This is a genomic window from Acinetobacter sp. T_3_1 (assembly GCF_025377055.1).
Classification (GTDB): domain Bacteria; phylum Pseudomonadota; class Gammaproteobacteria; order Pseudomonadales; family Moraxellaceae; genus Acinetobacter; species Acinetobacter kookii.
The window spans coordinates 25,333-44,975 of record NZ_JACHVD010000017.1 but is presented as its reverse complement, the minus strand read 5'-3'; the positions used below and the strand labels follow the sequence as shown (position 1 = coordinate 44,975).

At 41.9% G+C, this 19,643-nt stretch carries 19 protein-coding genes; 9 read left to right on the top strand and 10 right to left on the bottom strand.

Annotation, left to right across the window (positions count from 1 at the left end; genetic code table 11):
* Window positions 1-37: 37 nt before the first annotated feature.
* Together H4I94_RS13585 and rubA are read right to left on the bottom strand one after the other, a co-directional pair.
* Entirely contained in the window at window positions 38-1,216 is a 1,179-nt protein-coding gene (locus tag H4I94_RS13585) for an NAD(P)/FAD-dependent oxidoreductase (RefSeq protein ID WP_131274515.1), read from the bottom strand.
* A 69-nt stretch (window positions 1,217-1,285) separates the two neighbouring features.
* Window positions 1,286-1,450, bottom strand: coding sequence for a rubredoxin RubA (gene rubA / locus H4I94_RS13580; RefSeq protein ID WP_086195931.1), 165 nt, complete (start codon window positions 1,448-1,450; stop codon window positions 1,286-1,288).
* Between the two features lie 519 nt (window positions 1,451-1,969).
* Here rubA and H4I94_RS13575 point away from each other — a divergent pair.
* A complete protein-coding gene (locus H4I94_RS13575; protein ID WP_261183437.1) occupies window positions 1,970-2,512 on the top strand; it encodes an adenine phosphoribosyltransferase in 543 nt (180 codons plus the stop codon).
* Between the two features lie 41 nt (window positions 2,513-2,553).
* On the opposite strand, the gene H4I94_RS13570 is transcribed toward H4I94_RS13575, so the two are convergent.
* Window positions 2,554-3,060, bottom strand: a complete 507-nt coding sequence (locus H4I94_RS13570; RefSeq protein WP_261183436.1) for a YqiA/YcfP family alpha/beta fold hydrolase — start codon at window positions 3,058-3,060, stop codon at window positions 2,554-2,556.
* Between the two features lie 295 nt (window positions 3,061-3,355).
* On the opposite strand from H4I94_RS13570, the gene H4I94_RS13565 reads away from it, so the two are divergent.
* Window positions 3,356-3,793 carry an SRPBCC family protein gene (locus tag H4I94_RS13565; protein ID WP_092818725.1) on the top strand — a complete coding sequence of 146 codons (438 nt, stop codon included), beginning with the start codon at window positions 3,356-3,358 and terminating at the stop codon, window positions 3,791-3,793.
* A 124-nt stretch (window positions 3,794-3,917) separates the two neighbouring features.
* Window positions 3,918-5,447: a lysine--tRNA ligase gene (lysS, locus tag H4I94_RS13560; protein ID WP_261183435.1), complete on the top strand. Its 1,530-nt coding sequence runs from the start codon at window positions 3,918-3,920 to the stop codon at window positions 5,445-5,447.
* Between the two features lie 331 nt (window positions 5,448-5,778).
* Here lysS and trpS read toward each other — a convergent pair whose 3' ends face one another.
* Window positions 5,779-6,792 carry a tryptophan--tRNA ligase gene (gene trpS, locus H4I94_RS13555; protein WP_092818723.1) on the bottom strand — a complete coding sequence of 338 codons (1,014 nt, stop codon included), beginning with the start codon at window positions 6,790-6,792 and terminating at the stop codon, window positions 5,779-5,781.
* A gap of 198 nt (window positions 6,793-6,990) precedes the next feature.
* Between trpS and H4I94_RS13550 the strand changes: the two genes are divergently transcribed.
* Window positions 6,991-7,917 carry a DUF808 domain-containing protein gene (locus H4I94_RS13550; protein WP_261183434.1) on the top strand — a complete coding sequence of 309 codons (927 nt, stop codon included), beginning with the start codon at window positions 6,991-6,993 and terminating at the stop codon, window positions 7,915-7,917.
* A gap of 49 nt (window positions 7,918-7,966) precedes the next feature.
* Window positions 7,967-8,872, top strand: a complete 906-nt coding sequence (locus H4I94_RS13545; protein WP_261183433.1) for a neutral zinc metallopeptidase — start codon at window positions 7,967-7,969, stop codon at window positions 8,870-8,872.
* A gap of 46 nt (window positions 8,873-8,918) precedes the next feature.
* On the opposite strand, the gene H4I94_RS13540 is transcribed toward H4I94_RS13545, so the two are convergent.
* Window positions 8,919-9,476: a hypothetical protein gene (locus H4I94_RS13540; RefSeq protein ID WP_261183432.1), complete on the bottom strand. Its 558-nt coding sequence runs from the start codon at window positions 9,474-9,476 to the stop codon at window positions 8,919-8,921.
* 236 nt (window positions 9,477-9,712) lie between these two features.
* On the opposite strand from H4I94_RS13540, the gene H4I94_RS13535 reads away from it, so the two are divergent.
* Together H4I94_RS13535 and H4I94_RS13530 are read left to right on the top strand one after the other, a co-directional pair.
* Window positions 9,713-11,212 (top strand): cation:proton antiporter, encoded by a 1,500-nt coding sequence (locus H4I94_RS13535; RefSeq protein WP_092818719.1) that lies wholly within the window; start codon window positions 9,713-9,715, stop codon window positions 11,210-11,212.
* 81 nt (window positions 11,213-11,293) lie between these two features.
* Window positions 11,294-11,632 (top strand): MGMT family protein, encoded by a 339-nt coding sequence (locus H4I94_RS13530; RefSeq protein ID WP_261183431.1) that lies wholly within the window; start codon window positions 11,294-11,296, stop codon window positions 11,630-11,632.
* Between the two features lie 73 nt (window positions 11,633-11,705).
* Here H4I94_RS13530 and H4I94_RS13525 read toward each other — a convergent pair whose 3' ends face one another.
* Window positions 11,706-12,146, bottom strand: a complete 441-nt coding sequence (locus H4I94_RS13525) for a universal stress protein (RefSeq protein WP_092818717.1) — start codon at window positions 12,144-12,146, stop codon at window positions 11,706-11,708.
* A gap of 323 nt (window positions 12,147-12,469) precedes the next feature.
* Here H4I94_RS13525 and H4I94_RS13520 point away from each other — a divergent pair, with 323 nt between their 5' ends.
* A complete protein-coding gene (locus H4I94_RS13520; protein WP_261183430.1) occupies window positions 12,470-13,906 on the top strand; it encodes a KAP family NTPase in 1,437 nt (478 codons plus the stop codon).
* Here the strand turns inward: H4I94_RS13520 and H4I94_RS13515 are convergent.
* Together H4I94_RS13515 and H4I94_RS13510 are read right to left on the bottom strand one after the other, a co-directional pair.
* Window positions 13,903-14,526, bottom strand: coding sequence for a CatB-related O-acetyltransferase (locus H4I94_RS13515; RefSeq protein WP_261183429.1), 624 nt, complete (start codon window positions 14,524-14,526; stop codon window positions 13,903-13,905). The two genes, H4I94_RS13520 and H4I94_RS13515, sit on opposite strands and share 4 nt — an antisense overlap.
* Window positions 14,527-14,610: 84 nt before the next feature.
* Window positions 14,611-15,021, bottom strand: coding sequence for a RidA family protein (locus tag H4I94_RS13510; protein WP_261183428.1), 411 nt, complete (start codon window positions 15,019-15,021; stop codon window positions 14,611-14,613).
* Window positions 15,022-15,160: 139 nt separating this feature from the next.
* Here H4I94_RS13510 and H4I94_RS13505 point away from each other — a divergent pair, with 139 nt between their 5' ends.
* Entirely contained in the window at window positions 15,161-15,748 is a 588-nt protein-coding gene (locus H4I94_RS13505) for a TetR/AcrR family transcriptional regulator (RefSeq protein ID WP_261183426.1), read from the top strand.
* An 84-nt stretch (window positions 15,749-15,832) separates the two neighbouring features.
* Here H4I94_RS13505 and greA read toward each other — a convergent pair whose 3' ends face one another.
* Together greA and carB are read right to left on the bottom strand one after the other, a co-directional pair.
* Window positions 15,833-16,309 carry a transcription elongation factor GreA gene (gene greA / locus H4I94_RS13500; protein ID WP_086196278.1) on the bottom strand — a complete coding sequence of 159 codons (477 nt, stop codon included), beginning with the start codon at window positions 16,307-16,309 and terminating at the stop codon, window positions 15,833-15,835.
* Window positions 16,310-16,403: 94 nt separating this feature from the next.
* On the bottom strand, window positions 16,404-19,634 hold the full coding sequence (gene carB / locus H4I94_RS13495) for a carbamoyl-phosphate synthase large subunit (RefSeq protein WP_092818712.1): 3,231 nt from the start codon (window positions 19,632-19,634) through the stop codon (window positions 16,404-16,406).
* Window positions 19,635-19,643 lie beyond the last annotated feature (9 nt).

Sequence of the window (19,643 nt, the reverse complement as noted above, 5' to 3'; positions counted from 1 at the left end):
GACATTTTGCTGAAAAAATGTCCTAGGTGTTAAAACCTTAAACCGCAGCAGGAAGCAAGTCTGGTACCAGTTTAGTAAGGCTCAAACGCTGTTTGGCAGCACTTGGTCCCAACAAGACAAAACCACGTAATGTATTTTCGCTATCCAAAGCTTTGGCAATCATGCCATCTTCAAGTTCTTCTGTCTCCCAGTTTACATCAACATCCACAGGTGCTGGAAGTACTGTCAGCGGTGCAGCAGGGGTTTTGACTGCAACTGGCATTGCCGGGTAATGCACATGGGTTTTTTCACCGTTCAGGGTTTTCGCTAACGCGCGCGCCTGTTGCATGATTGGCATGACATAAGGCAACAATAAACCATTAACCTCGGCACAGTCCCCAATGGCATAAATATCTGCCTGGTTGGTTTCAAGATGACTATTGGTCAAAATACCGCGACTGCAATGAATGTCAGCGGTTTTGGCCAACTCCAGATTTGGGTGTAAACCAATCGCAGAAAGTACAACGTCGGCAACCACAGACTGGCCATTGGCTAACGTGATTAGATAATCGCCTTTTTCCACTTTGATGACTTTTTCAACCGTAGTACCCAAAACAAAGTGAATGCCGGTATCTTCAAGTTTTTCCTGGAAAGACGTTGCAACATGGGTAGGTAACAAGCGTCCCAAAGGTTGAGGAGCCAAATCAATCACAGTCACTTGATGGTCTGTGTTTTGCAAATCATTGGCAAATTCACAGCCAATCAGACCGGCACCTAAAATCACCACACGTTTATCGTGATGCTGATCCAGGTTCTTACGGAATGCCTTGTAGTCTTCTAAATTATTGACGACATGAATATCATCACTGCCATCGCCTGCAATGGCTACGCGAACAGGATGAGCACCCACCGCAAGCACCAGCTTGGCATAAGGCTGAATTGTTTGTTGTCCGTTTTTTTCTAAAACAAGCTGATGCTGGGCCGCTTGAATTTCTTTTACCCAGGTATGTGCTTCAATACGCATATTCAGTTGGGTTGCCATTTTAGATGCATCACCCAAGGCAATTTGTTCAGGTGCCTTGTTTCCAGCTAAAGCATTGGAAAGCGTCGGTTTGGCATAGTTTACCGCATCATCTGCACAGATCATGACCAGCTCATGTTCGGGATTGAGCTTGCGAAATTCACGTGCTGCGGTATAGCCGGCCATACCAGAACCAATGATGACGATAGGATGCATATTATTCTCCAGACGGGTTTCTATAAGACGTAAAAAAAGACCATTCACTATGGTCTTTGCTATCAATAATCAGACTTCTACCATTTCAAAATCAACTTTTGATACACCACAGTCCGGGCAGGTCCAGTCATCCGGGATATCTTCCCATTTGGTACCCGCGACAATACCATCTTGTGGCCAACCTTCAGCTTCATCATAAATCCATCCACAAACGATGCATTGATACTTCTTCATTTGACTCTCCAAAATACTGACTTTCAAAAATGTGCGATCAGTAAAATTCCATATACCGTGTGACTTTATCGATATGATTTTCGATGTACATATTCAAGCAAATTTTTACGCAGTTCTATCGTCAATGTAAAGCGAATATCGGAGTTTAAAGGCAGAAATTGAAACCAGAATTGCTTATGAGGACAAAACTTGTCTTTAAAACAGGGAAAGAGGCAGAAGTTAATCCATATAAGTTCATCATGAAGTTTAAAATTTTGCTAAAAACAAGGTTTTGGCTATCGCCTGTTGAAAGCAGGTCATTCCTCTTTAGACTAAGGTCGTGCAGAAAAAAATGACTGTGTTTGTTATTATAAGATTAGATAAATCTATACCTATTATTTATTTAAAAAATTAACCCAATAAATCAGTAAGTTATAATTTTGTGACTATTTTTATTGTGCCTTAAAAGTAAGCGATTACTGGTCATGGGCCTAATAAAGCGTTAAAATTCACTCATTCTTTTTTAAATACTTTTCTCCCATGAGCAATCTGTCTACAACTTTGTGGTCTAACATTCGTACTGTCCAGGATTTCCCAAAACCAGGTATCTGCTTTTTTGACCTGACTCCATTATTTATGGGAAATATTGAGTTATTAACTGAAGCTTTAATTGCCAGTATTCCTGCTGAAAAATTGGCAGAAGTCGACAGTTTTGTTGCAGTTGAAGCACGCGGTTTTGTGTTGGCAAGCCTGTTGGCACAACGTTTGGGTAAAGGTTTATTGCTGGTTCGTAAAGCAGGAAAATTACCGCCGCCGGTTGTTGGCGTCGGTTATAGCCTGGAATACGGTATGGACCGTCTGGAAATGTCAGCTGACGTTCAGCCGCAAAAAATCATTATTGTGGATGATGTGCTAGCCACTGGCGGTACGCTAAAAGCTGTCAAACAGTTGGTGAATAAATGCAAGCATGAAGTTTTAGGGGCAAGTGTTTTTCTGGACTTGCCAGATTTGCATAATGACCTGGGCTTGGACATTTGGTCTGTGTTAGATAACAAATCACAGCCGGAACAAGCTGTTGCTTGATTAGGCCCTGTGAAAAAAGCCTTGGTTATTCCAAGGCTTTTTTATTTTTTCAAAAAATGTGTCTGCATATGCTGGAGCAGGCTATTGATATTTTCCGGACTGGCTAAACGATGATGCCCACCTTCGACGGTCTGAACCTGCATATAGGGTTCAAGTTGCTGTTGTACCGCATACATATCCAGTTCTTCATCGCCTAATTCCAGATAGGCAATTTGTGCAATATCGTGTTCCAGATCATCTTCACTAATAGGCGGATAATCTGTACGAAAGTCTGGACTCAGGCTAGGATTGGCAATAATCGCCGGAATTTTACAGAGCGCTGACATTTTCAGGGCCCAATAGGCACCCAAGCTATGACCAATCAGGATTTCCGGTTGAATTTTGGTAATAGTTTCCCGGTAAAAATTAGCGACGGTTTGGAAATTCAGGTTGCGATAATCTACATCGATACAATATTTATGATCGGCGTCAATCGCATGGAATCTGGTCGATTCACGCGAAGAATCGAGTCCATGTAAAAACAGGATTTTTAAAGGGCATGTCGTCATTTTTTTAGTTCATACTTTCTTTATTCACAAAGATAGAAACAGTTAAATAGATTACTTTTCAACTATTTTCTTGTGTTCATTGTAAGTCAGTTGGCTGTATAAAGAAGTTAGCTTTTGGTCTAAGATGTATTTCAGATCAATCAAATAAACTCAATTACAAAATAAATTGTTAATTAAAAACAAATACTTGGTGTTATTAATTGTTCAAATCGGTATTCAATAACAAAATCTGGCTAGGATGTAAAAAATAGTTTCGCTACTTTTGTGGAGAGCATATTTCTGAGTTGACGACGCTATGGAAAAATTAAGCTATGAAATTTTAATTGCAGCCACACCCCAAAAAGTATGGCAGGTGTTATGGGAGCCGGAGAGTTATAGTCAATGGACGTATTATTTTTCTCCCGGTTCCATCATTCGTTCGGATTGGAAAGTCAACGGTAAAACCTTGTTCCTGGATGCTGACAATAATGGCATGGTCGCTACCATTGAGCAGCTGGAAGAGTTGAAAGTGGTGATCTTTAAACATTTAGGTATGCTTCGTAAGGGTGTTGAAGATTTGCATAGTGAAGAAGTTAAAAAATGGAAGGGTGCTTTAGAGAAATATGTTCTGGAGCAGGTAGATGGAAAAACCAGACTCAGCGTGGAAGTGGATACTTCTCAGGAATATCGGGAAATGATGGAAAACGGGTTTAAAAAAGGCTTTGAGATTGTCAAACAGCTTGCCGAAGCTTAGCCAGATAAAATAAAGCAAGCTGTTTTAGCAAATCCGTGCATTTGTAGGGTAATAAGTCATTCGAAATTTGTACTAAATCTGCTATGCTATGCAACTTCCGTTTTTACACATATTTGAGGCAGAGATGACGCAACATAACGCTCAATCGACTTCTGAACAACACATTTCCGAAAACGATTTAATTGCACAGCGTCATGCCAAGTTAAAGCAGATTCAAGACCAAGCAAAAGAAACTGGTATTAGCCCATGGCCAAACGCGTTTAAGCGTGAGCACTATGCACAAGATTTACAATTGCAATTCGCTGAAAAATCTAAAGAAGAAATTGAAGCTGGCGAAAAGGTTTATGTAAAAGTTGCAGGCCGCGTAATGTTGAACCGCGGTTCATTCATCGTGATTCAGGACATGACTGGCCGTATCCAGCTGTATGTTGCACGTAAAGAACTAGCACCTGAAGTACTGGAAACCATCAAGAGCTTAGACCTGGGTGACATCATTGCCGTTGAAGGCTACATCGGCCGTTCTGGTAAAGGTGATTTGTATGTCCATATTGAAAAATTTGAACTTTTAACCAAGTCATTGCGCCCGCTTCCAGACAAGTTCCATGGCTTGACCGATACCGAGGTGAAGTACCGTAAACGTTATCTTGACCTGATCGTTAACGAAGAAACCCGTAAAACTTTCGAAATTCGTGCCAAAGTGGTTTCCGGTATTCGTAACTATTTAAGCAATGAGCGTTTCATGGAAGTGGAAACGCCAATGATGCATGTAATTCCAGGCGGTGCATCTGCGCGTCCATTTGAAACCCATCATAATGCGTTGGACATGCCATTGTTCTTGCGTATTGCACCTGAGCTTTACCTGAAACGTTTGGTGGTTGGCGGTTTTGAGCGTGTATTCGAGATTAACCGTAACTTCCGTAACGAAGGGGTTTCGACCCGTCATAACCCGGAATTCACCATGATCGAATTCTATCAGGCGTATGCGGACTATAAAGACTTGATGGCTTTAACTGAAAATATGCTTGAGAAACTGGCGCTAGACATCCTGGGTACAACTGACGTTCCTTATGGCGATGAAGTGTATAGCTTCAAAGGTCCATTCAAGAAAATTTCCATGTTCGATGCCATTCTTGAGCATAACCCGCAATTCACGCCTGAAAATGTTTCTAACCGGGAATTCCTGGCTAAATTTATTCAGGAAGAACTGAAAGAACAGGTGAAACCTGGTTTTGGCCTGGGTAAACTTCAAACCATCGTTTTTGAAGAAACCGTTGAAACCAAACTGCGTCAACCGACATTCATTACCGAATATCCAGCGGAAACCTCTCCATTGGCGCGTCGTAATGATGAAAATCCGCATATTACGGACCGTTTTGAATTCTTTATTGGTGGCCGTGAGCTGGCCAATGGCTTCTCGGAATTGAATGACCCGATTGACCAGGCAGAGCGTTTTCAGGCGCAGGTGGCTGAAAAAGATGCCGGTGATGATGAAGCCATGCACTATGATGCAGACTTTATTGAAGCACTTGAGTACGGTCTTCCTCCTACAGCAGGTGAGGGGATTGGTATTGACCGTTTAGTGATGATCTTTGCCAATGCACCAAGTATCCGTGACGTAATTTTGTTCCCGCATATGCGTCATAAGCATGCATAAGTTGTGAATGTGAAAAACCCGCTTCGTGCGGGTTTTTTTATGGATTGAAACTCATGCTTGCCTGAAATCAGGCAAAAAAAATACGCAATGATTGGGGTGATCATTGCGTAGAACAACGAATCTGTTTGCACAGTTCGGTTAAGGAGAATGTTAGAACTATGACAGCTCTAAGCATTGGAATCATAATAAAATGAACGCAGAGTCATTTCATGATGTTTTGAGTAAAGTTGTGTTAATTCAGGTTAATAACCATGAGTAAGTGTGACATGTTGCACATTTATCATCTATAAAAAAGCCCTTCAACAACGAAAGGCTTTTCATGAATCAGGCTTTAGAAATGGAACATACCCAAACCTGATTTGATTTCGTCCAGGGTTTGCTGGGTAATGTCACGGCACTTATCCGTACCCGTTTTCAAGATATCCATGATGTAGTCTGGGTCTTTCTGTAATTCCATACGACGTTCACGAATAGGGCCGATCAGCTCTTTTAAAATGCTTTCCAGGCGTTTTTTCACGGTGCCATCGCCTAAACCGCCACGACGATAATGTGCTTTTAACTCTTCCAGTTCTTCTTTATTGGTATCGAAAGCATCTAAATAGGTAAATACCACGTTGCCTTCCACCTGGCCCGGATCTTCAATGCGCAAGTGATTTGGATCGGTATACATGGCATTCACAGCTTTTTTGATGTCCTTGTCAGAAGCATCCAGCACAATGGTATTGCCCAAAGACTTCGACATTTTAGCTTTACCATCAAATCCAGGTAAGCGACCGACATTTGAAAGCAGGGCCTTGCATTCAGGTAAAATCTCGTGACCGATCTGGCGGTTTAAACGGCGCACGACTTCGTTGGTCTGTTCGATCATTGGAATCTGGTCTTCACCTACCGGAACGACCGTTGCTTTGAACGCGGTAATGTCAGCGGCTTGTGCAACCGGATAGCACAGGAAACCTGCCGGAATATCGCGCTCGAAGCCACGCATCTGAATTTCAGACTTAATGGTCGGGTTACGTTCCAGACGGGACACAGTGACAAAGTTGAGATACAGCATGGTCAGTTCATTCAATGCCGGCAAGCAAGACTGAACACAAATCGTCGTTTTGGTTGGGTCAATGCCCACCGCCAGGTAATCGGTTGCCACTTCAATAATGTTGCGACGTACTTTTTCAAAGTTATCGGCATTGTCGGTTAACGCTTGAGCATCAGCAAGAAGGAGATGTTGATGGTGAGAATCCTGTAAACCTACGCGTGAACGTAAAGAACCCACAAAATGACCTAAATGAAGTTGTCCGGTTGGGCGGTCGCCAGTCAAAATAACAGGACGATTGTCTTGATTACTCATTATCTCTCTATTCCAAAGTAGTGAACACTACATACTTATATGCTGATGTATTGCGCTATTGTACGGCATAATGTTTTTGAATGTCAGGCACTATAAAAACAGATCATTGAAAAAATAAGAACAATTTAATGATGTTGATACAGTTTTTTTAAATATTTATCTTTAAAATGCAAGATAGAGACTTTAGGGATAACAAGAATGGCGAGCAGCTTATTAATATTATTAGATGATATTGCGACTGTTTTAGATGATGTTGCGGTCATGAGCAAAATGGCGGCAAAAAAAACCGCAGGGGTATTGGGTGATGATCTGGCACTCAATGCCCAACAGGTGAGTGGCGTACGTGCGGAACGTGAACTGCCTGTGGTGTGGGGCGTTGCCAAAGGTTCTTTTGTGAATAAACTGATTCTGGTGCCTCTGGCCTTGCTGATTAGTGTGGTCGCGCCGTGGCTGATTAATCCCTTATTAATGATTGGCGGTCTGTTTCTCTGTTATGAAGGGGTAGAAAAAGTACTGCACAGTTTGCAGCATAAAAAAGCCACGACTCAGGAAGCGGCTGAAGCTGAATTCAATGCCATTGAAAGCGATTTGGCCAAGTTCGAGAAAGAAAAAATCAAAGGGGCGATCCGTACCGATTTTATTTTGTCGGCTGAAATTGTGGTCATTTCACTGGGTACAGTGGCGACGGCCGCTTTTGGTACCAAAGTCATGGTGCTTTCCACCATTGCAATTTTAATGACGGTTGGGGTGTATGGTTTTGTTGCCATGATTGTCAAAATTGATGATCTGGGATTGTACCTCACCGACCAGGCATCGAGTTTCAAACAAAGTGTTGGACGCGGTTTGCTGGCTTTTGCTCCCAAGCTGATGAAAACTTTGACCATTGTCGGAACCATTGCCATGTTCCTGGTGGGTGGCGGGATTATTGCCCATACCATTCCATGGTTTCATCATTTTACTGAAGATTCGGTCGATTATGTACAACACCTTCCTGCAATGGGCAATATTATTGGTGCAGTGACGCCGACTTTAATTAATCTGGCGATTGGTTTTGTCGCCGGCTTATTGGTGTTCATTGTGATTGCAATCATTCAAAAGATGAGGCCGAAATCAAAGCAGGCATAATCCCAAGGCTGGCTAGATAAGCTGAAAGCAAACTATAAGGAATCTCACTATGCGCTGGAAAGGACGTCGTATCAGTACCAATGTGGAAGACCGTCGTGGTGGAGCCGGAGCTAAAGCAGGTGGTATCAGTATTTTAGGACTGGTGGTGGCTTTTGTGGCCTGGAAGTTTTTTGGAGTCGATCCTCAACAGGCTTATCAGGCCACCAAGCAGGTGACATCACAGTCACAGCCGGCTGAAACCAGAGGTCTGGAGAATCCAACCCCGGAACAGCAGGAAGCCATGGATTTTGTCGGTACCGTATTGGCGGATACCGAAGATACCTGGTCGCAAGTGTTTCAGCAGCAGCTTAATGCGCAGTATGTCGCACCCAAACTGGTGATGTTTAATGGCATCGTGGATTCGGGCTGCGGTACCGCACAATCTACCATGGGACCTTTCTATTGTCCTTCAGACCAGAAAGTGTATATCGATACGGCTTTCTTTAAGGATATGCGTCAGCAGATGGGCATATCCGGTGAGCAAAACAGCACGGAATTGTCCCGCCAGGATCAGGCCGGTGATTTTGCCCAGGCCTATGTGGTGGCACATGAAGTCGGACATCATCTACAGACGCTACTGGGTATTTCAGCGCAAGTGCAACAAGCCCGTGCCCAGTCGAGCGAAGTGCAAGGCAATCAGCTTTCCGTGCGTCAGGAATTACAGGCAGACTGTTTTGCAGGTATATGGGCGCATCACAACCAGCAACGAACCCAGTTCCTGGAGCAGGGCGACATTGAGGAAGCCATGGATGCAGCGCATAAAATTGGTGATGACTATTTACAGAAACGTGCGACCGGACAGGTGGTACCCGATAGCTTTACTCATGGCAGCAGCCAGCAGCGCATGAAATGGTTTGAAAACGGTTTGAAATCGGGGAATATCAACGACTGCGATACTTTCAACCAAGCCATTTAAATGGAAATGAAGTATTTAAAAAGAGGATATTAAATCCTCTTTTTTGTTAACCATGCATAAATTTTTTAAAGTTCCGGATAATTCGAATTGATACATACAGGGCTGCCAATGCAAACAGGGTCATGCTAAACAGGTGGTATTTTAAATCTGAAATGTCAGCCTGATAAAATTGCTGAATTTGCGGTTTGGAATAAGACCACTGCTGCTGCTTCCGGGTCAGGCTATCTTGATAACTGACTTGCTGGATATAATGTTGTTGACCAATTTTTAATAGGTCTAATTGCCGGATTTGTCGGGTATGGGACTGGTTATATGCATCGGTACAAATATCTTGCAGATAATGCTGGCAGTTTAACTTGGCAATATAACCATTCTGGGCAATCACAATATAAATAGCCTGATCCGGGCGTTGGTTATTGGAAACCAGAACCAGTTGTTTGTCAGGTGTAGATTTTAAGGAAATCTGCCTGGCTTGCTGAAAAGCTTGATCGGCTTGCAGAATTTCCTGGCTTTTTGAAAAAACACTTAAAAATAAAGCCAAGGTAATCAGAAAAATGATCCCTGCAAAAAAAAGCCGAAATATGGTTTGAACTGTTTGATGCATGCTTAAATTCAACTGAATAAGGAGAAAAATAAAAGAAACGAGGGATGCGAAATAGACCGATCTTGGACTATGTTAAATCATTGCTAAAAATATGTAAAAAAACTTAACTATTTTGTAGAGCGCCGAAAAAATGGTTAAACTCATTCTGTGAATAAATGTTATTGAATTAAATATTTACTTGGAAATGGTTGGACGCATTCGCTTTATTCCAATGAATAGCTCAAATTGGAACTTTAATGGGAAATTTCTTTTTTCTTCAAGTCTTTACAGTTATTTTTGCGCTTTCAATTGCAACGACTATTTTTAATAAGCGTATTTTAGGTTTCCCGCAGGCGATTGGTGTACCGATTGTTTCGGCAATTTTCGTTTTTATTTTGCAGTGGGGAGCCAGCCTGCTCAATGGTAACCAGTTTATCACCATTAATATTCATAATATTGAAGAAGCGGTTCGTCATATTGATTTTTATGACTTTTTAATTAATGGCGTGATCTGTTTTATTCTGACCTCTTCCGCTTTGAAATTTAAAGTGTCCGATTTAAAAAGCCACTGGAAGCCGATCAGTATCTTGGCCAGTATTGCACTGGTGCTTTGTGCGGTCTTTTTTGGTGTCACTTTATATGGCTATCAATTCCTGACCGGTAAGCATGTCGATTTACTGGTACTTTTACTGTTAGGCGCTGCCTTGGGGGCAACGGACCCAATCGGGATTAAAGGCGTTCTCAGTTCAGTACGTGCGCCGCATCACCTGATGGTCAAGCTGGAAGGTGAGTCGCTGTTTAATGATGCCATGTGTATCGCCTTATTCATGACATTGTTGTATGTATTGCAGGGTGAACATTTTACCATTATAGGTACTTTGCAAACCTTGCTTTACGAGATTGTGGTTGCCGTGATTATTGGATGGGGCTTTGGTCTGGGCATTTTAAGATTGCTTCGTGGCAAACACGAAATGGAATCTTTGATTTTAACCACGGCATTGCTGGCCTGTGGTTCATATTTGGTGGCTTTATTTGCCCATGCCTCTGCACCTATTGCCTGTGTGATTGGCGGATTGGTGGTGGGGAACAAGTGGAAGGAAATTTTACAGGAACGTGAAATTCGTGAGGTCAACCATTTCTGGCATACCGTTGAAGGGATTATCAATTCCTTCTTGTTCACCTTGATTGGCCTGGAACTGTTTATTCTGGATTTAAGCATCAGCCTGATTCTAGGCGGTATTGTGGCATTCTTTATTCTTCATGCTTCACGTTTTGCCGCAAATTACCTGTCATTTGCCTTTTTCCCTAGTTTTCGAAATAAAAGCTATAACGGAAGTCTGGCCATTTTATCTTGGGGCGGGGTACGTGGCGGAATCTCGCTTGCCTTGATTCTGGCAGTCGCGAATATTCCTGAACTCAGTGAGTACAGCAGTATCCTGGTAGGCTATACCTTTATTGCCGTTTTACTTTCCGGCGTAGTTTGCGGACTGGGTTTACCTGCGGTCATGAATGCCTTTTATTACAACCCGAATGAAGAAACCGCAGGGTTTAAAGGGTGGTATCAACGCATGTGCCATAAAATGAACCGCAAAGGTTTCCAATATATTGTCGGTGAAGATGCCAACGGCAATGAAACCATTACCGTATATAACCCGGATGCCTTAATTGATGAAAAAGCCGAAGATGGTGTTGCAGTCATGCATAATCCAGAGAAAGTACAGGTCGTGAAACGTTTGGAAAGTCCGGATAATTTCTAAGCCTAAAACACGGATAAAAGAAGCTCATAACGGGCTTTTTTATAGCTCGAAAGTTTCAATGGGATGATTTAAGGACCTGATATGCCAGAATATTCAAGTCGTTCTACGGATGAGTTAGCGCGCCAAATTCTGCAAGTGGTTGCCTTAATTCCATATGGAAAAGTGGCTTCATACGGGCAAATTGCCAAGATGGCGGGCTTGCCCAAACATGCACGTTTAGTGGGTTATGTACTAAAGCATCTGGATGCAAAGGCGGAAATTCCCTGGCATAGAGTCATCAATTCTCTAGGAAAAATTAGCCTAAGCAAACTGGATGATCAGGGTGAAAATATCCAGCGCGTAAAATTATTGGCAGAGGGGGTAATGGTGATTGGAGATAAAATTAATCTAAAACAATATCAGTGGAACAACAGTTTATAAAAGATGTGCATTACGGAAATCAAATTTTCCCACCTTTAGTTTTTTAGATAAAGATGGGAAATACAAGGGGATATTATTCGCGGACAATCAGTACTGGAATATGTGATTCTCCGAGTACACTCTGAGCCACGCTACCCAGGAACAGTTTTTTCAGACCTGTACGGCCATGTGAACCAATAATGATTAAATCGGCGTGGCTGTCTTCAGCAGCTCTCACAATTTCACGATGAATGACTTGTCCTTCAAGAAGTTTAGTTTCCACTTCAAGACCTTGTTCGTTGAATTTTGCCTTTGTTGCAGCAAGAGACTCAACAACTGCATTACGTGCACGTTCAATCAAGTCGTTGGTTTGATTGGCAGAAATGTATTCTGCTGCAATGTAGGGGTCAAGTGCCAAAACTTGAACTACGGTGATTTTGCTGCCAAATGCTTTTGCAAATTCAGCTGCTTTAGCTACTGCAGCATAAGCTGTTTCTGAACCGTCAACTGGTACTAAAATATTTTGATAAGACATGTGTATTTCTCCTTATAATCCTTACTAAAACGTATCACATCAAGACTATGATTTTTTGTTCAATAAAAACGTTTGAAATTTGATACTAGCTGTATTTCTATTAAAATAAAACCTAGTAATTTCATAGGGATAATTTAATCCCAAAAACAATTTTATAATTTAATCTATCATGATTTTGTTTAAAAACTAGCGGGCTTAAAACTAAAGTCTGAGGAAATTGTAAGCATATTTTTTATTTGCAACTATATGTAAAAATAGATGTGAACAACTCTTTAAAATTGTCATATCATAAATGTAGTAAATTATTAATAATGAATTAAAAAATGAATGAAACAGATCAATTGAATTGGCAACGTGATAATTTTGAAAATATTGAAACGGCATGGGAGGGGGATCTTTGGGAACGTCGCCGCTTAGGTGAGCAACTGACTAATTATGTAGACCGTTTGCAATGCGGAGCTGTGTTAGCTTTAGATGCACGTTGGGGTGAAGGGAAAACGTGGTTTGTACGTCATTGGAAAAGACATTTAGAAACGACCCAACCTCATAAGCATGGTGTTATTTATTTGGATGCCTTTGCAAATGATTATTTGCAAGATCCTTTTCTCGTTATAGCTTCTGAAATCGCAGCAAAACTAAATAAAACAGCGGATAAAAGCTTAGTCCACAAATTCAAGAAAGCAGCTGCTGTAATGCAGCAAGGTCTTTTAACCTTAGCCCCAACACTAATAGCATCTATAATTAGTTGTGCTGTTACAGGTGGAATTATTCCTTTCATTAAAATTGATAGTGAAAATATCAAAGGTAAAATCGATGATGCTATTGATAGTGTGGCTGAAAATATAGGCGAAAAAATTACTGAAGCAATTCAGAATAAAATAGATAGTTATGAAGAAGAAAAACAATCGTTGTTAGCTTTCAAAAGTACACTGTCAGAATTGGCAGCAAGTTTAGACAAACCTCTAGTTTTTATTATTGATGAGCTTGATCGTTGTCGTCCTGACTTTGCAATTCGTTTAATTGAACGTATTAAACATTTTTTTGATATTCCTAAAATCGTTTTTATTTTAGTGATGAATAAAAAACAATTTGTTATGGGAGTTAAAAAAATTTACGGTTACGATGATGATTCCTCTAAGTTGTATTTAGATAAGTTTATAGATTTTGAGGTTCCTTTAAGAAATGAAGTGAGTGTTTTGGCAAAGACTAAAGAAAATTTGCTATTAATCAAAACACTTTTAGATATTGTTGGGGAAAATTCAGTAGATATTGCTTTGGTTTTTCTTTTTAGTCTTGAGGGTGATATCCCAATAAGGGAGTTAAAACGAAAAATTAATCTTTATGCACTTTTAAGAAAAGAAGAACTACAGAAAAATATTTTTATTGCATCAGGTATTAATAAAAAACGTATAGATATGCTTAGAGATATGGAGGGAATAGCTGTAAAAATACAAAAAATGCAAAGTGGCTCTGAAAATTTAGCGGGAATAAATATGGCTCATTTTAATATTGATGAGTTTATAGAGATTATTGAACAAAAATTAAACGTTAAACCTTTGTTAATTAATGATTACTTTAAGGAGCTGAGTCGTATTGAACAATTAAGAGTTAAATATAATAATGAAAGATATATGCTTGAGTTTAATGAATTTTTAAACAAATATGCTCTACAACCGAAAATAGACATGGAATATCAAATATTTGTAATGCAATATCAAAATTATTTAAAAGATAATGTATGGTTAGATAGTGATAATTAAATAGAGTTTAAATATTTGGCTAAAACTAGAACATCATCCGTTTGTAACTGCTCACGCATCTTTAAAAACTGCTTTTCATCTAGGTCATACAGCTTAAGGGAAAGCAGTTTTTCAATATCTTCCTGTGGAAAGCGGTATTTAATAATTTTCGCAGGAATGCCACCAACTACTGCATAAGGCGGCACGTCTTTTGTGACCACTGCACCTGTTGCCACCACAGCCCCTTCACCCAGCTTAACGCCTTGCATAATCATGGCACGTGAGCCAATCCAGCAACCATCACCAATTATGGTGTCACCCGCAGGCACAAAACTACGGGTATCGAACGGAAACGCTGAAATCCAGTCGGTACGGTGTAATTGGTTGCCACCCATCATAATTACGCATTCAGCGCCAAAACAGACAAAGTTGCCGATATAAAGCTGATCAATTGGCTTGTCTGGCGTGGCAGGCTTGTCATGCAGGTAACGCACCACACAACGTTCAAAACCCTGATCCCAATAGGCTGAGTAATAACTGTAATTGCCCTTTATATGAATGTTTGGATTCCTCACCGTTTTCGAGATGAATTCGAACTCGCACCAGTGATTCACAGGGGAATTAATTAACTTTTCAGACATAAAAAGTACAACTTAAAGGAATAAGGCATTATAACCAATTGAGTTGATATCGTGCGTCCTTCATCCCTATCAAAAAATAAATCGCTAGGCTGAAGTGTTCGCAGGAAGGCCTGGAATACGTGCAATGACTTTAATTTCAAAATCAAAACCTGCAAGCCAATTCACGCCAACCGCTGTCCAGTTTGGATAAGGCTTTTGCGTAAACACCTGATTTTTAACTTTCATGATGACTTCAAATTGCTGTTCAGGATTGGTATGAAACGTGGTGACATCGACAATATCATCGAAAGTACAACCAGCCGCAGCGAGTGTATGGTTAAGATTCTGAAATGCCAATTTCACCTGTTTCTCAAAGTCAGGTTCAGGACTGCCATCTTCACGGCTACCAACCTGACCTGATACAAAGAGTAAATTTTCCGATTTAATAGCAGCAGAGTAACCATGCTGTTCATACAGGGCATGGCGGTCTTGGGGAAATATTGCAGTTCTAGTCATGTTTATTCTCATTCAATATCTGGTTTAAAAGTAGAGTTAAAAGCAGCTTTGCTTTTCACATACGCCTCGTATGTAAACATAATTGACATACGAATCGTATGTCAATTAAAATTTTTGTGATGATGAGGTAATCAAAACAATGTCTGTTCGTGAACAAAAAATGGCGGCAACCCGCAAAAAACTGATTGAAGTCGCGCGCCGTGCCTTTGCTGAATATGGCTATGCAGACACCTCAATGGATAAACTCACGGCAGAAGCAGGGCTGACCCGTGGTGCGCTGTACCATCATTTTGGAGATAAACGCGGCTTGTTTGCTGCTGTGGTCGATCAAATTGATTCAGAAATGGCTTCATCTGCCCAGCAGCATCTGGAGCAACCCGAAGATCTTTGGGAAGGGTTGATGCTTGAAGGGCAAACCTATATTGAAAATGCCTTGAATCCTGAGTTTCAGCGGATTGTATTACGCGACGGGCCTGCAGTACTGGGTGATCCTGCACATTGGCCAAGTCAAAACAAATGCTTGCAGTCTACTCGTGAATGCGTAGAACAGTTATTGGCAGCAGACCGAATTAAAGCAGTGGATTCTGAAGCGGCAGCCGTATTTTTAAATGGAGCAGCCATGAATGCAGCACTTTGGGTGGCTTCTAGCGAGCATCCTGAGCAGGTATTGCCAGAAGCATTACATGCCTTCCAACTCTTTGCATCCGGATTCTTAAAAGAAGGATAGAGTAGAGGTATTGATAATCAATTTTCTGGGTATAAAAAACCCCTCAATCGAGGGGTCTTACAGCCTGAAATATCTATCTAAAACTTAGATGTATTCAACTTTCACAATTTCGTATTCCACTTCGCCTTGTGGAGTAACGATTTTCACTTCGTCGCCTTCGTTTTTACCCAACAGGCCACGTGCGATCGGAGAGTTCACTGAAATCTTGTTGATCTTAAAGTCGGCTTCATCATCGCCAACAATTTTATAAGTCTTTTGTTCTTCAGTGTCGATATTTTCAATCGTTACGGTTACCCCAAAAACCACACGACCGTTTTGCTCAAGTGTTTTTACATCAATTACCTGGCAAGCACCGAGTTTACCTTCAATGTCCTGAATACGGCCTTCACAAAAACCTTGCTGTTCACGCGCTGCGTGGTACTCTGCATTTTCTTTCAAATCCCCATGTTCGCGTGCTTCCGCAATTGCGGCAGTAATACGCGGACGATCAATACTTTTTAGTTGATGTAATTCTTTCTCCAAGGCAATCTTGCCTTCAGGAGTCATAGGATAACGTTGCATTGTTGTCCCTCTAAGTTAAATTAAAAAAATACAGGTGGTTTATAAATAAAAAAAGCCCGCCACCGAGAGGTGACGGGACTTCTCGGTAACTTAATTAACCTTTGGTAAGGTCTTGCAAGCGGTATACATCCATTGGCAATTTAATTGCTAAAGCTTGGCATACAGCATCTGCACCATTCAAAGTTGTTGTGTGATACACCTTACCTTGAAGCGCAGAGCGGCGGATCGAGAATGAATCCTGCTGAGCTTGTTTGCCTTCAGTTGTATTGATAATGAGGTGAATCTCGCCATTTTTCAAGCGGTCAACAATATTTGGACGGCCTTCAGTTACTTTATTCACACGTTCACATTCAATACCTGCTGCTTTAATCACGTCATACGTGCCGCCAGTTGCAAGAATCTTGAAGCCGAAACCAGCTAACTGTTTCGCAATACCTGCAGCGCGAGGCTTGTCAGAGTCACGAACAGAGATGAATGCATGCTTTACTTCACCTTCGGTTGGAAGGCCAGGCAAGCGTTCATTCGCGCCAAGTACAGCTTTGTAGAATGCTTCGCCGAATGTTTTACCAACACCCATCACTTCACCTGTAGATTTCATCTCAGGCCCAAGGATTGGATCAACACCAGGGAATTTGTTGAATGGGAACACTGCTTCTTTTACAGAGAAGTGTTCAGGAATAATCTCTGAAGTGAAACCTTGCGATTCTAGAGATTGGCCTGCCATACAACGTGCAGCAACTTTCGCTAAAGATTCACCGATACACTTGGAAACGAATGGAACTGTACGTGATGCACGTGGGTTCACTTCCAGGATGTATACGTCAGTACCTTTAACCGCAAACTGTACGTTCATTAAACCTACAACGCCAAGTTCTTTTGCCATTGCAATGGTTTGACGACGCATTTCATCTTGAATTTCATCAGATAACGAATACGGAGGAATCGAACATGCTGAGTCACCAGAGTGAATGCCGGCTTGTTCAATGTGCTGCATGATACCGCCAATCACAACGTCTTTACCGTCAGATACGCAGTCCACGTCAACTTCGATTGCATCATCTAAGAAACGGTCAAGAAGTACAGGCGCTTCGTTCGATGCCTGAACCGCATCACGTAAGTAGCGTTTCAATTCTTCGTCGTTGTAAACGATTTCCATCGCACGACCGCCAAGAACGTAAGAAGGACGTACCACAAGCGGGTAGCCAACTTTCGCTGCTTCAGCCATACCTTCTTCAGCAGATTTTACGATGCTGTTGTTTGGTTGACGAAGTTGCAGACGTTGAATCATTTGTTGGAAACGTTCACGGTCTTCTGCGCGGTCAATCGCGTCAGGCGATGTACCGATAATTGGCGCACCCGCTTCTTCCAAAGCACGAGCCAGTTTCAGTGGAGTTTGACCACCGTACTGAACGATAATGCCTTTTGGCTTCTCGATACGTACGATTTCAAGTACATCTTCCAAAGTGATTGGTTCGAAGTACAAACGATCTGATGTGTCATAGTCAGTCGAAACAGTTTCAGGGTTACAGTTCACCATGATGGTTTCGTAACCGTCTTCACGCATTGCAAGAGCAGCGTGTACACAGCAGTAATCGAATTCGATACCTTGACCAATACGGTTAGGACCGCCACCGATCACCATAATCTTGTCTTTAGTAGACGGATTCGCTTCACACTCTTCATCGTAAGTTGAGTACATGTAAGCTGTATCAGATTCAAATTCTGCAGCACATGTATCCACACGTTTGTACACTGGGGTTACGCCCAGGTTCCAACGGTGTTTACGGAATTGCTTTTGCGAAATGCCCATCAGGTTCGCAATGCGAAGGTCCGATAAACCTTTGCGTTTGAATGAACGGATATTGTCCGCATTCAAGTCACCAAAACCTAAAGTTTTGATTTGGTTTTCAGTTTTGATGATGTCTTCGATTTGAATCAAGAACCAACGGTCGATTTTAGTCGCCTGGAATACATCTTCTAAAGAGAAACCGTGACGGAATGCGTCAGCCACGTACCAGATACGCTCTGGACCTGGAACGCGAAGTTCCTGAAGAATCTTCTCACGCGCGCCTTCAGTGCCGACTTCGATTTTTTCATCAAAGCCAGTTGCACCCACTTCAAGACCACGAAGCGCTTTAGATACAGACTCCTGGAAGTTACGGCCAATCGCCATCACTTCACCTACAGATTTCATCTGAGTTGTCAGTGTAGCGTCAGCTTGAGGGAATTTCTCGAAGTTAAAACGAGGAATCTTGGTTACAACGTAGTCAATCGCAGGTTCGAAAGATGCCGGAGTTGTACCGCCAGTGATGTCGTTTTTCAACTCATCAAGGGTATAACCCACAGCCAGTTTCGCTGCAATTTTTGCAATCGGGAAACCGGTTGCTTTTGATGCCAATGCAGATGAACGTGATACACGCGGGTTCATCTCGATCACAACCATGCGGCCGTCTTTCGGGTTAATACCGAACTGAACGTTTGAACCGCCAGTTTCTACACCAATTTCACGTAAAACAGCTAAAGAAGCGTTACGAAGTAACTGGAATTCTTTATCCGTCAATGTTTGCGCAGGAGCAACAGTGATGGAGTCACCTGTATGCACGCCCATTGGGTCAAAGTTTTCAATGGTACATACAATGATACAGTTGTCGTTTTTGTCACGAACAACTTCCATTTCGTATTCTTTCCAGCCAATTAAAGATTCATCGATCAATAATTGTTTGGTTGGAGAAAGGTCGAAACCGCGTTCACAGATTTCAATGAATTCCTCGCGGTTGTACGCGATACCGCCGCCTGAACCACCCATAGTGAATGACGGACGGATAATGACCGGGAAGCCAAAGCGGGCTTGAATTTCAAGCGCGTGTTCCATTGACTCAGCAACGTCAGCTTTTGGACATTCCAGACCAATTTTACGCATTGCTTGGTCAAACAGTTTACGGTCTTCGGCTTTTTCGATGGCTTCTTTGGTCGCACCGATCAATTCAACATTGAATTTTTCTAAAATTCCATGCTCATCAAGAGCAAGGGCACAGTTCAATGCTGTTTGACCGCCCATTGTAGGAAGAACAGCATCTGGGCGTTCTTTTTCAATGATCGCTGCAACAGTTTGCCAGGTGATTGGCTCGATGTAAGTTGCGTCTGCCATCGCAGGGTCAGTCATAATGGTCGCTGGGTTAGAGTTCACCAGAATAACACGGTAGCCTTCTTCACGAAGGGCTTTACATGCTTGAGCACCTGAGTAGTCAAACTCACATGCCTGACCGATGACAATCGGGCCAGCACCAATAATTAAGATGCTTTTAATGTCTGTACGTTTAGCCATGATGCTTCC